The 15,199-nt window shown below is 54.8% G+C and carries 13 protein-coding genes; 8 read left to right on the top strand and 5 right to left on the bottom strand.

Going from position 1 to position 15,199, the window contains the following annotated elements:
- Positions 1–55 precede the first annotated feature (55 nt).
- The 3 genes from proS (at position 56) to EJL02_RS00275 (ending at position 3,929) form a co-directional block, all read left to right on the top strand.
- Entirely contained in the window at positions 56–1,495 is a 1,440-nt protein-coding gene (gene proS / locus EJL02_RS00265) for a proline--tRNA ligase (protein WP_125114427.1), read from the top strand.
- 35 nt (positions 1,496–1,530) lie between these two features.
- The gene (locus EJL02_RS00270) at positions 1,531–2,397 is read left to right on the top strand and encodes a mechanosensitive ion channel family protein (protein WP_125114428.1); all 867 of its coding nucleotides are present in this window, start codon (positions 1,531–1,533) and stop codon (positions 2,395–2,397) included.
- 158 nt (positions 2,398–2,555) lie between these two features.
- Positions 2,556–3,929, top strand: coding sequence for an S-layer homology domain-containing protein (locus EJL02_RS00275; protein WP_164510210.1), 1,374 nt, complete (start codon positions 2,556–2,558; stop codon positions 3,927–3,929).
- A gap of 169 nt (positions 3,930–4,098) precedes the next feature.
- On the opposite strand, the gene EJL02_RS00280 is transcribed toward EJL02_RS00275, so the two are convergent.
- Together EJL02_RS00280 and EJL02_RS00285 are read right to left on the bottom strand one after the other, a co-directional pair.
- Complete coding sequence (locus EJL02_RS00280; protein WP_243114363.1) at positions 4,099–5,418, bottom strand: sensor histidine kinase; 1,320 nt, start codon at positions 5,416–5,418, stop codon at positions 4,099–4,101.
- A 59-nt stretch (positions 5,419–5,477) separates the two neighbouring features.
- Positions 5,478–6,410: an L-lactate dehydrogenase gene (locus EJL02_RS00285; protein WP_125115015.1), complete on the bottom strand. Its 933-nt coding sequence runs from the start codon at positions 6,408–6,410 to the stop codon at positions 5,478–5,480.
- 112 nt (positions 6,411–6,522) lie between these two features.
- Between EJL02_RS00285 and EJL02_RS00290 the strand changes: the two genes are divergently transcribed.
- Entirely contained in the window at positions 6,523–7,680 is a 1,158-nt protein-coding gene (locus EJL02_RS00290) for a hypothetical protein (RefSeq protein ID WP_125114430.1), read from the top strand.
- A 115-nt stretch (positions 7,681–7,795) separates the two neighbouring features.
- Here the strand turns inward: EJL02_RS00290 and gltA are convergent, their stop codons facing one another.
- From gltA to EJL02_RS00305, 3 genes are all read right to left on the bottom strand, one after another.
- Positions 7,796–9,187, bottom strand: coding sequence for an NADPH-dependent glutamate synthase (gene gltA, locus EJL02_RS00295; protein ID WP_125114431.1), 1,392 nt, complete (start codon positions 9,185–9,187; stop codon positions 7,796–7,798).
- A 2-nt stretch (positions 9,188–9,189) separates the two neighbouring features.
- Positions 9,190–10,041 carry a sulfide/dihydroorotate dehydrogenase-like FAD/NAD-binding protein gene (locus EJL02_RS00300; RefSeq protein ID WP_125114432.1) on the bottom strand — a complete coding sequence of 284 codons (852 nt, stop codon included), beginning with the start codon at positions 10,039–10,041 and terminating at the stop codon, positions 9,190–9,192.
- 123 nt (positions 10,042–10,164) lie between these two features.
- A complete protein-coding gene (locus EJL02_RS00305; protein WP_125114433.1) occupies positions 10,165–10,425 on the bottom strand; it encodes an SH3 domain-containing protein in 261 nt (86 codons plus the stop codon).
- 214 nt (positions 10,426–10,639) lie between these two features.
- Here EJL02_RS00305 and EJL02_RS00310 point away from each other — a divergent pair, with 214 nt between their 5' ends.
- From EJL02_RS00310 to EJL02_RS00325, 4 genes are all read left to right on the top strand, one after another.
- On the top strand, positions 10,640–11,455 hold the full coding sequence (locus EJL02_RS00310) for an ABC transporter substrate-binding protein (RefSeq protein ID WP_125114434.1): 816 nt from the start codon (positions 10,640–10,642) through the stop codon (positions 11,453–11,455).
- Between the two features lie 81 nt (positions 11,456–11,536).
- On the top strand, positions 11,537–12,268 hold the full coding sequence (locus tag EJL02_RS00315) for an amino acid ABC transporter permease (protein WP_243114364.1): 732 nt from the start codon (positions 11,537–11,539) through the stop codon (positions 12,266–12,268).
- Positions 12,255–12,977 (top strand): amino acid ABC transporter ATP-binding protein, encoded by a 723-nt coding sequence (locus EJL02_RS00320; protein ID WP_125114435.1) that lies wholly within the window; start codon positions 12,255–12,257, stop codon positions 12,975–12,977. Before EJL02_RS00315 ends, EJL02_RS00320 begins: the two co-directional genes overlap by 14 nt.
- A 179-nt stretch (positions 12,978–13,156) precedes the next feature.
- Positions 13,157–14,917, top strand: coding sequence for a stalk domain-containing protein (locus tag EJL02_RS00325; RefSeq protein ID WP_164510212.1), 1,761 nt, complete (start codon positions 13,157–13,159; stop codon positions 14,915–14,917).
- The last annotated feature ends 282 nt before the right edge of the window (positions 14,918–15,199 follow it).

The raw sequence follows: 15,199 nt of genomic DNA on the forward strand, positions 1-15,199 counted from the left end.
CAAAATTCTATTGACATTTTATGAAATACAAACGGAAAAGGTGAGGAACACAATTATGGCAGACAAGAAAAAGCTGGTCAGCGAGATCACGTCCATGGACGTGGACTTCGCGCAGTGGTACACCGACATCGTGAAAAAGGCGGAGATGATCGATTATTCTTCGGTCAAGGGCTGCGTCATCATGCGTCCGTATGCACAGGCGATCTGGGAGAACATCCAGAAGACGCTGGACGGCATGTTCAAGGAGACCGGCCACGAGAACGTTGCGATGCCGATCTTTATTCCGGAGAGTCTGCTCCAGAAGGAGGCCGACCATGTAGAGGGCTTTGCACCCGAGTGCGCATGGGTCACCCACGGCGGTTCGGAAAAGCTGGAGGAGCGTCTGTGCGTGCGTCCGACTTCGGAAACGCTGTTCTGCGAGCACTACGCCAAGATCGTCCGCTCGTGGCGTGATCTGCCCAAGCTGTACAACCAGTGGTGCTCGGTCGTGCGCTGGGAAAAGACCACCCGTCCGTTCTTGCGCAGCCGCGAGTTCTGGTGGCAGGAAGGCCATACCGTGCACGCCACCGCGGAAGAGGCGATGGAAGAAACCCTGCGCATGCTGAACATCTATGCGAAGTTCTGCGAAGAGTATCTGGCTATTCCGGTGGTCAAGGGCGAAAAGACCGAGAAGGAGCGCTTTGCGGGCGCGGAAAAGACCTATACGATCGAAGCTATGATGCACGACGGCAAGGCGCTGCAGTCCGGCACGAGCCACTATTTCGGCAATGGCTTTGCCAAGGCGTTCAACATGCAGTACACCGATAAGAACAACACCCTCCAGTACATGGAGCAGACCTCGTGGGGCGTGTCCACCCGTCTGATCGGCGCGATCATCATGACCCACGGCGACAACGAGGGCCTTGTCCTGCCGCCGCGCATTGCGCCGACCCAGCTGGTGGTCATTCCGGTTGCGGCGCACAAGCCGGGCGTCATCGAAAAGGCGCAGGAGCTGCTGGATCTGGTCAAGGCAGCCGGTGTGCGTGCCAAGATCGACGTATCGGACAACAGCCCCGGCTGGAAGTTCGCCGAGTACGAGATGAAGGGCGTCCCGCTGCGTCTGGAGGTTGGCCCGCGCGACATCGAGCAGGGTCAGTGCGTTCTGGTGCGCCGCGACAGCCGCGAAAAGACCGTCGTCAAGTTTGAGGATCTGGCAAGCACCATTCCGGCGCTGCTGGAGGACATCCAGAAGGCGCTGTTTGAAAAGGCGCTCAAAAACCGTGAGGAGCACACCTACACGGCCAAGAGCCTGGACGAGATGAAGGAGATCCTGAAGAACCATGTTGGCTTTGTCAAGTCCATGTGGTGCGGCGACCGTGCCTGCGAAGAAAAGGTCAAGGAAGAGACCGGTATGCCCAGCCGCTGCATGCCGTTCGAGCAGGAGCACATTGCCGACGTCTGCCCGGTTTGCGGCAAGCCGGCGCACAAGATGGTTGTTTGGGGCATTGCATATTAAAGACAGAGTACAGGCGATACGGAAGGAGACAGCGCATGCTTGAATTGCTGCAGCCGTTTTTACAAAGCAAGGCAGGATCGGTCATCGGTTCGATCGTTTTTGCGGTGCTGGTGCTGGTTGTCACATTCCTGCTCGCAAAATTGGTCAACCGGGTGATGCGCCGGTTGGTGGACCGGCATCGGAAAACCAACAGCGGCGCGGCGACCGTGCTGGGATTTGCCCGCTATATCGCGGTAGCGGCGGTATATTTTGCCGGCGTCATGGTTGTGGTGTACAGCATCCCGCTGCTGTCGAGCGCGGTGCGCACCCTGTTGACCGCAGGCGGCGTCATCGCTGTGGTGGCCGGCCTTGCCGCGCAGGAAGCGCTCGGCAGTGTAGTCAGCGGCATGATGATTCTCGCGTTTAAGCCCTTCCGGATGGGCGATGTGGTGCGGTATATCGACAACGATATTTCCGGCGTGATCGAAGAGATTACGCTGCACCATACTGCCATCCGCACCTGGGAAAACAAGCGCGTCATCATTCCAAACAGCAAAATGAACAGCGCGATCATTGAAAATGCCGACTATGCCGACAGCAAGGTCTGCGTATTCATGCAGATCGGCATTACCTATGAATCCAATGTGGAGATGGCGAAAAAGCTGCTGGCCGAGGAGATTTTGCAGCAGCCGGATTTTCTCGATGTGCGCACACCGGAGCAGAAAGCGGCAGGTGCGCCGCCGGTGCAGGTGGTTTTGCTGGAACTGGCGGATTCGTCTGTCATATTGCGCGCGTCGCTGTGGGCAAAGGATAACAGCACGGCGTTTGGCCTGAAATGCAAGGTGTTGGAAAACATCAAAAAGACGTATGAGCAGAACGGGATTGATATTGCTTATCCCCATTTGGTTGTCATGCAAAAGTAAATTGCAGCGGACTGTCCACTGGACAGTCCGCTTTTTTGTAAAAAATGTAAAACGATTTCTCAATAATTCTTACATAAACTATTTACTTTGCTGAACTGAAATGATAGAATGAAACAAACAACAGTATGTTGTACTGTTCAATAAAAGGAGGTCACTCTATGAAAAGCAAAATCAGAATTGCGTTGATCGCGGCTGTGGCAGCGGTTGGCCTGATGGCAACGGCGGGGGCTGCCAACTTTGGCCACTGTGCAGATCAGCTCAAGGATCTCGGCCTGTTCCAGGGCACACAGCAGGGCTATGAACTGGATCGTGCGCCGACACGCGCCGAGGCGGCGACCATGCTGGTGCGTCTGCTGGGCAAGGAAGCGGAAGCCAAGACACTGGAGTATACCGCGCCGTTTACCGATCTGGATTCCTGGCAGGAACCGTATGTACAGTATCTGTATGAAAACGGCTTGACGACGGGCGCGACCGCGACCACGTTTGAGCCGGAAGACACCTGCTCGGCGCAGATGTACACAACCTTCCTGCTGCGTGCGCTGGGTTACAGTGATGCAGCCGGCGGCGATTTTACTTACGCACAGGCGATTCCGTTTGGTGAGTCGATCGGTCTGGTGGACTATGCCAACTGCGATCAGAGCAACTTCCTGCGCGATCATGTTGCAGCGATGAGCCTGACGGCGCTCAACACGGATGTCAAGGGTGAAAAAGATACCGCCCTGCTGAAGAAGTTGGTAGCGGACGGCGCAGTAGATAAGAGCAAGGCGGACAACCTGCTGACGTTCTTCGGCCGTTACAACGATTATATGGATGCTTCCAAACAGATGAATGGTGCAACCAAATCGGATATGTCGGCTAACATTGTAGCGGATGTGACGATGAGCGGCGTCAAGGTGATGGATCTGTCCATGCCGCTGCGCATGAAGATGGATCTGAATACGGCGCATATGGATCAGTCCAAGATCGCAGTGACCGGAACGGTCAAGATGGAAATGAACGAAGCACTGGTGGAACCGGGTGCGGAGACCACCATCAATCAGGATATTGCTTACTACTATACCGACGGCGTTTATTACATGAACATGGGTGGCCAGAAGGTCAAGATGGATATGTCTTTTGAAGATGTGATGGCGCAGCTGGGCGATCTGACCGGCATGCAGTCCTCCGAACCGCTTTGCCTGATTGAGTCCATCAGCGAGTCGGGCAGCGCGATGACAGTGCAGTATTCTTCGTCCGGCGTGAACGCATTGGTCAATTCGGTTCTGGCCAATATGGGCATGGATCCAAATACGGTCGATATCAGCGTTCAGCTGGAAGATATGACCTCCAAGGTAACGGTATCCGGCGGCAGCATCAAGAATATGGGCATGACGATGAAGATGTCGATGACCGTGGAAGGTGAGACGGTCACCATGAACATGAGCATGGATTGCGACGTCAACGCACTGGGCGGCAACGTAACGGTGACGCTGCCGAACGATCTGGATACCTATGTGGATATGATCGGCGGCGCAAACGCTCCCGCAGCATAACGATTTTTCAAATCCTATCAAGGGCTTCTTATCAAAAAAACCGGCGGAACTTCCGCCGGTTTTTTCTGCATTTTTCGGTTTACTCAGGACGATGGAGCAGTACGGACGAATAAAAGATCCCATCCTTCCATTCAAAACGCGCTGTCCCATGATAATGCTTTGCGGTGACTTAAACGGATTGTGTTCCAAAACCGAATCCTCTATGCTTGGTGGAGCGCAGGTGGCCGGATTCCCATTGCGGGGATTCCTGACAGCTGTTATCCACGGTGATGACCAGATGGGACGCCCGGTCCTGACAAATCCGCACCTGAATAAAACGATCGCCTGGTATGCTGGCGCAGGCTTCCAATGCGATTTCCAGCAGGTTGCCGATCAGGGAGCAGAGCTCGGTTTCCGGAATAACGGTATCATCGCCCATCTGGACGGAAATGTCCCAATCGATAGCATTCTGCATTGCCTGTTCGGCATAGTAGTGCAGCACAGCATTGACCGCAAGGTTTTTGCAGTAGAGCTGCGGAGCGTCGAGCGGCAGGGCTTTGATATGCGCATGCACATAATTGGAAACCGATTGCAGGTCGCCGCTTTGGATATATCCCTGTAAGGCAACGAAATGATGGCGCAGGTCATGCCGGGCGCGGCGGGTTTCCTCCATGTTTTTTTGCAGCAGGCGGTATTGAGCGGACTGCATTTGCAGGATTTCGTTTTCCTGTTCCAGACGCATTTCCTGACCCAGTCCGCGTGCCATCAAATAAAACATCAGATAGAGGAACAAGAGCAGGCACAGCAAAATAAAAGTCATGACCGGGTATATGATCATCATACGGCCGGTGTAGAGCGTGTTGTAGTCCAGCGGCTGGATAAAAATATTGATGCCGATAAAAACAACCGGCAGAAGCCAGAATACATACCAGGTAGTTGGCATCTCCCATTCGGACAGGAGCCATCGCGCGGCGTGAGTGGCGGGATACCAGACGCAAGCGAGCACGGCCCAGCAAAGCAGGATATGGATGGCAACACCGGGAAGGGTAAACCATGGCGAATGGTTTTCTGGGGCAAGCAGGGCATCCGCGGTGGTAGCCAAGTTGGTTAGGCAGGAAAAGACCGCGCACACAGCCAGAAAAACACTGATGGTTTTCCAGACGGATAAATCGGAGATCCAGCAATAGAATACAGCGAAAGCCACCAGCGACGGAGCAAGCCAGGTGTTGGATTTCCAGGAAAGGGTATTACAAATCAGGCCGCCGGCAACCGTCCAAAGCACGAGAAAGGGAAGCCCGAGCGAAACCAGCGCGTGCGCAGAACGTTTCAATTTGCCCTTCAAGGGTAAGAAACATAAAACAGCGGCCGGAATGACAACGCTCAGCTCCAGTATGGGGCGCAGCGCATTGTATTCCGGCGCAAGATGAATGAACGCGTCCATCTGCATGGCAAACCACCCCTTATGTCTTATTGTATCACAAGTTGGGCAGATGGTGGTGGTGATCTGCAATTTTTTGTCAGGCGCTATGCGGGAAAAGCGGCTGTGATGCGTATGAATTCATGGGACGCTCAGTGGAGTTCCTGGATCAATGCTTTCATTTTTTGTGCCGAGCTTTGCAGGCGGCTGAGTTCCTCTGCGGACAGCGGAATATCGAGCACAGCTTCGACGCCGTTTCGACCCACGATCGAAGGCAGGCCTAGGCAAATCCCGTCCACGCCGTAATGTCCGCGGATCAGAGAGGATACCGGCAGGACGGAATGTTCGTCGCGGACAATCGCCTCTGCAATGCGGCGGACCGCCATGCCGATGCCGTAGTAGGTGGCGCCTTTGCTTTCGATGATGGAATACGCAGCATCGCGCACACTTTCGTAAATATGATGCAGCAGCTCGGCAGGCTCGGCAATGCCGGTGATGCGGCAATAGTCGTCCAGATCCACGCCGGACAGATTGGCGCTCGACCATACGGCCAGTTCGCTGTCGCCGTGTTCACCGATGATGAAGGCATGCACATTGCGGCTGTCCACACCGAGCTTTTGGCCGACCAGATATTTGAGCCGCGCGGTGTCCAGCACCGTGCCCGAGCCGATCACATGACCGGCCGGGAAGCCGGAAAGCTGCTGCGCCATGCAGGTGAGCACGTCCACTGGGTTGGACACGATCAGCAGCACGGCGTCGCGGTTGACGGCGGTCAGCTGCTCCATGATGGAGGACAGGATCACACGGTTTCGGTGCAGCAGCTCAATGCGCGTTTCACCGGGCTTCTGGTTGGCGCCTGCGGCAATGATGACCAGACCGCATGCGGCCAGATCGCCATAGTCTCCGGCGCGCACAAAGCAGGGTTTTGCAAAAGAAACCCCGTGGTTGATATCCGCGGCTTCGCCTTCCGCCTTTTTGCGGTTCATGTCCACGAGCACCACTTCGGAAAACAGGCCGGAAACCGCCAGCGTATAGGCACAGGTGGCGCCCACAAAACCGACGCCGATCACACCGCATTTTTGCATACTGGTCAAATCGAACACTCCCTTTCTTTGGGGTAGTATGTCCGTTTTCTGTTGGAAAAACCGCAAATGTATGATAAGATAAAAAGACCGAAGAATGAAGGAGCGTATGACAATGAGACATTGGTTTCGAGCGGCGATCGCCGGAGCGTTATTGGCCGGTGCGTTAACGGTTTCGGCAGCTGCTGCGGATAATACGGTGTGTGCCGAGCACTTGCAGGATTTGGGGCTGTTTCAGGGAACCGAGCAGGGCTATGAGCTGGACCGTGCGCCCACGCGCGGCGAGGCAGCGGTCATGCTGGTGCGCCTGCTGGGAGAAGAACAGTCCGCGCTGACGCTTACCTATTCTGCGCCGTTTACCGATTTGCAGGATTGGGAAAAGCCTTATGTGCAATATCTGTATGAGATCGGTGCGACGACCGGTGTGTCGGCGACCGAATTTGCCCCCGAGGAATCCTGCACTGCACAGATGTATGCGGCGTTTGTCCTGCGCGCCCTTGGATATACCGAGGCGGACGGTGACTTTACTTATACGGACGTGGACGTCTTTGCGCAGCAAATCGGGTTGTATGATGCCGCGGTGATCGATACGGCAGACTTTTTGCGCGACGATGTGGCGGCTGCCAGCTACACGGCTTTGTCGCTCCCACCGAAGGACAGCGAACAAACGCTGCTGGAGCAGTTGGTTGCGGACGGCGCGGTGGACGCGCAGGCGGCCGAGCCGTATCAGGCGCTGTTTGACACCTATGCGCAGTATCGCACAGCGACGGCAGACATGGCTGCGCTGGAGCAATTTGCCGTGCGCGGCGGTTTGGAAGCCAATGTGATATCCGACGGGAAGAGCAGCCTGACCGTGCAGACGCAGGATTATACGACGGCCAACCGCACGGACGGCACGGCGGTTTCGGAAGGAACGGTCACGCTGGACGCGCCGATGGTGGATGCCTATACGCAGGCCTATCGCCGAGATGCAGCTGATTTGTCCGGAGCAGAGAAAACTGCGCTGCTGTATGGATATGGCACGGTACCGCTGGCTTGCGTGCAGTCCGTGGAGCGGTCGGGGAATGACTGGACGTTCTCGTTTACCGGCCTGCCCGCCCAGTATGATGGCGGTCTGTGGGCGTTGTCGCATTCCGGCATCGCGTTGGAACAGGGGGAAGATGCAGTACTGGTGCAGACCGTACGGAACGGTCACATTGCGTCGCAGGTGCTGCGTGTTTCGACCGCAACACTGCAAGCCGAGCTTTCCGGTGCACTGGAAGAAGTGCGCTGAGCATTGCTTCGAAAATCAATCGCCGGACGGCAGGGGAGAAGTTCCTTGCTGTCCGGCGGCTGCTTGATCGGGATAAAAAAAGCACCGCCGATTGGCGGTGCTTTTTTTATGTTGTTTACTGCTTGTTCTTGATGTATTCGTCCATCGCAGCGGCAGCGCGCTTGCCCGCGCCCATCGCGAGAATAACGGTGGCAGCGCCGGTAACGGCGTCGCCGCCGGCGAACACACCGTCCTTGGACGTGATGCCGTGCTCATCATCCGCAATGATGCAGCCCTTGCGGTTGGTTTCCAGACCCGGGGTGGTGTGACGGATCAGCGGGTTCGGGCTGGTGCCGATCGCGGCGATTACGCAGTCCAGATCGAGCGTAAACTCGCTGCCCGGCACGGGGACCGGACGGCGGCGGCCGGACTCATCCGGCTCACCCAGTTCCATCTGCTGGCACTTCATGCCGGTGACGTTGTAATTCTCGTCCGACAGCACTTCGAGCGGCGCGGTCAGGAACTTGAAGATGATGCCCTCTTCCTTGGCGTGATGGATCTCTTCCAGACGCGCGGGCAGCTCCTTTTCCGAACGGCGGTAAACGATGTAAACCTCTTCCGCGCCCATGCGCTTGGCGCAGCGCGCCGCGTCCATGGCAACGTTGCCGCCGCCGACGACCGCAACCTTGTGCGCGTGGAAGATCGGGGTATCCGAGCCTTCCTTGTAGGCCTTCATCAGGTTGATGCGGGTCAGATACTCGTTAGCCGAGTACACGCCGTTTGCGTTTTCGCCCGGTACGCCCAGGAAGGACGGCAGGCCCGCGCCCGAGCCGACGAAAATCGCTTCATAGCCGTCGGCAAACAGCTCGTCGATGGTCTCCGAGCGGCCGACAACAAAGTTGAGCACAAATTCAACGCCGAGGTCCTTGAGCGTATCGATTTCCTTCTGTACGATCGCCTTGGGCAGACGGAATTCCGGAATGCCGTACATCAGCACACCGCCCGCGGTGTGCAGCGCTTCGAATACGGTCACCTCGTAACCCATACGCGCCAGATCGCCCGCGCAGGTCAGGCCGGCAGGGCCGGCGCCTACGATCGCGCACTTGTGGCCGTTGGAAGCGGGCTTCACCGGCTTCTCTTCGCCATGCTCGCGCGCATAGTCGGCAACAAAGCGCTCCAGACGGCCGATCGCGACCGGCTCGCCCTTGATGCCGCGCACACACTTCATCTCACACTGGGTTTCCTGCGGGCACACACGGCCGCAGACAGCCGGCAGGGCAGAGGTCTCTTTGATCTTGGCGGCCGCTTCAAGGAACTTGCCTTCGGCGACCAGCGCGATAAACTCCGGGATCTTGACCTGAACCGGGCAGCCGGTGATGCAGGGCTTGTTCTTACAGTTGAGGCAGCGCTGTGCTTCTTCGATCGCCATTTCCGGCGTATAGCCCAGCGTTACTTCTTCGAAATTCTTATTGCGCACGTCCGGCGCCTGCTCGGGCATGGGCATCTTTTTCGGATTCATATTCGGCATGATTACTTGACCTCCATCTTGAACAGGTTGCAGTGGTCCTCGCGGCGTTCCACTGCCTGCTTTTCCTGTGCCTTGTACATCGCACCGCGGCGCATTGCACTGTCAAAATCGACAAGATGGCCGTCAAAGTCCGGGCCGTCCACGCAGGCGAACTTGGTCTCGCCGCCGACCGTCAGGCGGCAGCCGCCGCACATGCCGGTGCCGTCTACCATGATGGTGTTCATGGAAACGATGGTCTTGATGCCGTAGGGGCGGGTCACTTCGGAAACAAACTTCATCATAATCATCGGGCCGATCGCAATGACTGCGTCATACTGGTTGCCCGCGTCGATCAGTTCCTTGAGCTTGTCGGTGACGAAACCCTTGTGGCCATTCGAACCGTCGTCGGTCATAATATAAAGGTTGGTGGAAGCGGCCTTCATCTCATCTTCGAGGATGATGATATCCTTGTTGCGGAAGCCAGCGATCAGGTCTACTTCACAGCCCATCTCATGCAGCTTCTTGGCCTGCGGATAGGCGATGGCACAGCCGAGGCCGCCGCCGACGACCGCAACCTTCTTCATGCCGTCAAATTCGCTTGCCTTGCCCAGCGGGCCGACAAAGTCATGCAGGCAGTCGCCTTCGTTCAGCGCGCCGAGCGCCATGGTCGTTGCGCCGACCTCCTGGAAAATAATCGTGACCGCACCCGTCTCGCGGTTATAGTCCGCAATGGTAAGCGGGATACGCTCGCCGTCCTCGCTCACGCGCAGGATAATAAACTGGCCGGGCTCGGCCTTGCGCGCCACATGCGGCGCGTCAATCACCATCAGCTTGGTGTTGGCGTTGAGCGTCTGCTTTTTCAAAATCTGATACACGAAATTTCGTACCTCCTTGCGTTTATCGCATCGAACATATCTATTATACTGTCTATGCAGGTCGAACGCAAGGAGAAATCCAGCCAGAAAGACAGATGTTTGTGTCCCAAAGACACGGTGAATTTAGTAATTCAGCACAATTTTATCGCCGGGAACATAGCCAAGGTATTGTCCGTAGCGGATGGCATGCCAATCAGCACGGCGGCCGAGCACCTGAAGGCAGGCGCCGCATGGCGCGGTGCCGATGACCTCGGCTTGAGAAGAGGGCGACGCATAGATAGACACGTCACCGGAAAAAGACTCGGCGGTTGCCGTCCGGCCGTGGATTGGTCTGCCGGAGTGCTGCAAGGAACGGTCATATGTAAGAACACGATGATACCGCATAGGAATGCCTCCTGTAAATTAAGGTATTGTCAGGGTATGCAGGGGTGGCGAAAATGGTCACAGCGGAGCTTTGTTGTGGATATGACGAAAACGGACCGGATTTTTATCGTGTTTTTGCTGATTTTTGGGTTGAATCTTTAAACAAGCCCATGTATAATAAATCTTGTTTGAAATGTCCGGTAGAAAAACCGGCAATTGGGAGGAGAAGAAAACAATGAAAAAGCTTTCTATTGCTATGCTGAGCATGCTGCTGGCTGGCTCGATGCTGCTGACCGGCTGCGGCGGCGGCAACGACGCGCAGACGACCACGGACGATCAGTCTGACAGCACCGCTTCCGAGACCAATACGGATTATAAGCTGGCGGTTGACGGTACGCTGACCATGGCGACCAATGCGTTCTTTGAGCCGTATGAGTACTACGAGGGCGAAGAGATCGTCGGTATTGATGCTGAGGTTGGTAAGGCAATTGCGGATAAGCTGGGTCTGAACTTCGCAATTTCCGACATGGAGTTCGATTCGATCATCACTGCGGTTTCTTCCGGCAAGGCTGATATGGGTATGGCCGGCATGACCGTTACCCCGGACCGCGAAAAGAACGTTGATTTCTCGCGCACCTATGCAACCGGCGTACAGTCTATCATCGTTCCTGAGGGCTCTGATATCACTTCCCCGGACGATCTGGCTGGCAAGAAGATCGGCGTGCAGCAGGGCACCACGGGCGACCTGTACTGCACCGATGACTTTGGCGAAGAAGCGATGAGCCGTTACAGCAAGGGTACGGACGCCATCATGGCGCTGACGCAGGGCAAGATTGACTGCGTTGTTATCGATAACGCTCCGGCGCAGAAGTATGTGGAAGCAAATGAGGGCCTGAAGATTCTGGATACCGCTTATGCGGAAGAGGATTACGCCATTGCATTTGCTAAGGACAACACCGCGCTGAAGGATGCGGTTGACGCTGCACTGGGCGAGCTGATTGAAGACGGCACGGTTCAGTCGATCATTGATAAGTATATCACGGCGGACTAAGTGAGCAGAAAAAGCTGTGGGGACGGCCTTTTTGGCCGCCCCCTCTGCGCATATTAATCAATAAAAAGGGGGATTGTGCCGGTGTCAAATTTTATCCAATGGTTTCAGGACCAATTTTATCAAACCTTCATTGAGGGCGACCGGTGGTACATCTATTTTGCCAAGGGCCTTGGCACAACGCTGGAGGTTACGGTCGGTGCGCTGATTTTGGGCGTTGTCATTGGCGTTTGTATTGCGATCATCCGCTCGGCTTATGATTCGCAGCGTGTGCACTGGCGCGGCCTGGGCGGCGTGCTGCTCGGTTTGGGCAATATCGTCTGCAAGGTATATCTGACCGTGATTCGCGGTACGCCGAGTACGGTTCAGCTGCTGATCATGTACTTTATTATTTTCGGTTCTTCGCAAAACATGATTGCAGCGGCGATTATATCGTTCGGCGTCAACTCCGGTGCTTATGTTGCGGAGATCGTGCGTTCTGGTATTATGTCCATCAACAAAGGACAGATGGAAGCGGGCCGCTCGCTGGGACTGAATTATGCAGCTACCATGCGATATGTCATCATTCCGCAGGCGATCAAGAATATCCTGCCGGCACTGGGTAATGAGCTAATTACGCTGCTCAAGGAAACCTCGATTTGTACGGTAATCGGTCTGATGGATCTGACTAAGGGCGCAATGATTGTGCAGAGCCGTACCTATGCGCCGTGGATGCCGTATTTGTCGATCGCGGTGATTTATCTGGTGATGGTACTGATCCTGACCAAGTTGCTGGGTATTCTCGAAAGGAGGCTGCGCGCAAGTGATCAGCGTTAAAAACTTACACAAATCCTTTGGTGATCATAAGGTGCTGATTGGCGTGAATGAGCAGATCGAAAAGGGTGAAAAAGTGGTTATTATCGGGCCGTCCGGCTCGGGCAAATCAACTTTTCTGCGCTGCCTGAATCTGCTGGAAGAGCCGACGAGCGGTGAAATCATTTTTGAAGGTCAGAACATCACCAGCAAGCAGACGGATATCAACTTGATCCGCCGTAAGATGGGCATGGTGTTTCAGCAGTTTAACCTGTTCCCGCATTTGACGGTCAAGGAAAACATCAAGCTCGCGCCGGTCAAGCTCAAAGTGATGACCGATGCGGAAGCGGACAAGCGTGCAATGGAACTCCTTGAGCGTGTCGGCCTGCCGGATAAGGCAGACAGCTATCCGATCCAGCTTTCGGGCGGTCAGCAGCAGCGCATCGCGATCGCGCGTGCGCTGGCGATGAACCCGGACGTGATGCTGTTTGACGAGCCGACTTCGGCACTTGATCCGGAGATGGTCGGCGAGGTCCTTGAGATTATGAAGGAACTGGCGGAAGACGGCATGACGATGGTCGTTGTTACGCACGAGATGGGCTTTGCCCGTGAAGTCGGCACCCGTGTGCTGTTCATGGACGGCGGCAATATCGTAGAACAAAATGAGCCGCATGCCTTTTTTGAGCATCCGCAAAATCCTCGTTTGAAAGACTTTCTGTCTAAGGTACTCTAAAAATGAAAATCCCCCTCTGAAACAGAGGGGGATTTTTTCGTGTCGGATGCATGGTTCTTGACAGTTTTAGAACGTTGAAGTATGATTGAAAATGGGGAATGGCAATTGCTGTATAAACTATAAATTTCTGGGGTGGTAACATGAGAAAAAGAATTTTGAGTCTGTTGTTGGCGGTAGTCATGATTTGCACACTGATCCCGTTGTCTTGGGCTGGAGCGGCTTCGGTCAGCGGACGGGATATTGTGGACAAGGCGATGGAATACATCGGAAAGGTGCCCTATGTATGGGGCGGGACAAAGATTGACGGCAGCAATCCGGGGGCGGACTGCTCCGGGTTCATTTGCCGGATTTATGAAAAATTCGGTATCGATATGTGGGCGTACCGCACAAAACTGCGCAATTACGGCACAAACTTGGGTACGGATTTGAATGTTGCAAAGCTGGGTGACATCATCTGGTTTGATGGCCATGTGGCGATTTATGCAGGCAAGGATTCCAAGGGGAATCATATGATCGTGCATGAAACCGGAGGAGATTTCCAGAATGTCGTATACACCAAGGTCAGTGTGGTGAGGGCGGAGCTCAAAGGCGTCATCCGAATTCCTGGGGTAGACGGCGATGGGCTCTACATTGGCGAGCCGGATTCTGTTACCAATACAAGCGGCGTGACATTTTCCATGCCGACCGATTCGAACTATACCTCCAAACAGAAGATCACCAACACCAACGCCGTGGTGGTCAACAAGATCACCAAACCTGCGGGTGTTTCGGTTAACCGCATGGGTGTGATCCTCTTCGATGAAAATGATGGCAAGATCTTTGATCATTCGGAATATGTGTCCAATGTCAAAGATTCCACCAAAACTTATCACTCCTGGTTTGACATCAATTCCGAGCTGCATGTCACGCTGACGCCGGGCACTAAGTATAAGTACCAGTTCTATGGCTATTTCGATGGGCAGAAGATTGCCGGACCGACCTACACCTTCACAACCACCGGCAAACAACCTGTTGCCCGTTTCTGGCTCAGTGATTCGGAAAATAAGACCGTTGCGCTGCGGACGGGATACGGTTATTCCTATCTCGGTCAGTTCCCACAGCCGTATGAGCGGGACGGATACACTTTTGCAGGATGGTATACCGATCCGGTCGGCGGTACCAAGATTTCGCTGTCAATGACGTATACCGGCACCTCGGATGTTGACCTATATCCGCATTATACCAAGAATGAAGTTTCCGAACCGGAAGTGGATGTTTCGGTCGGACCTGATGTGGTAGTTAATCCGGATACCGGAACTGAACCCGAGCCTGAGCCGGAAACCTATACGCTCGTTTATATGGACCTTCGCACGATGATCTCGTACGGCACTTATACCGTGCAGAACGGCGACAAGTATCCGATTCCGTCCAAGACGCCGACCCGCGAGGGATATACCTTTGCCGGCTGGTTTACTGCGTATACGGGCGGCACGCAGGTGACCGCTTCGACCACGGTCAACTTGACGAAGGATCAGAACCTGTATCCGCATTGGACGGAAAATGCAGAGGAAACGAATACCATTACCTTGCAGATCGGCAGCCCGTATTTGTATATCAACGGCGTTCGTCAGACCATTGATGCGCAGGGTACGGTTCCGCTGCTGCGCAATGACCGCACCTTGCTGCCTGTCCGCGCGGTTGTGGAAGCAATGGGCGGTACGGTAGGCTGGATCGGCAGTTCGGAGACCGTTGTGATGAGCATGGACGGCAAGTCGCTCAATCTGCAGATCGGCAGCAAGACCGCGTGGAGCGGCGCCGGGGTGCAGTATTCGATGGATGTAGCACCTATTCTGGTCAATGACCGGACGATGCTTCCGATCCGTTTTATCGTAGAATACTTTGGCGGCACGGTTTCGTGGGCGGATGCGACCCAGACCGTCACGATCCAGTATGCTTCCTGATCGATAGGGGATATGCAAAAAAACAGGCCTTTCGCTTGCTGCGAAGGGCCTGCTTTCTGTCTGCGCATTTGTTTTGGTAAAAAAATAAAAAGCAAACGGGAAAACATTCGCTTTTTATACAAAAACAATATTGACTTATTGTAGAAAAACATGGTATAATAAAACGCTCAACAAAATCGGGTGAACTTCCCGATTCCTAATTACATGTTAGCACGGTCTGCTGACAAAAGCAAGACCAAAAACAATATTTTTGCAACGCCGCCGGGCGTATCAACACCAACA

The sequence above is a fragment of the Agathobaculum sp. Marseille-P7918 genome (genome assembly GCF_900625105.1).
Classification (GTDB): domain Bacteria; phylum Bacillota; class Clostridia; order Oscillospirales; family Butyricicoccaceae; genus Agathobaculum.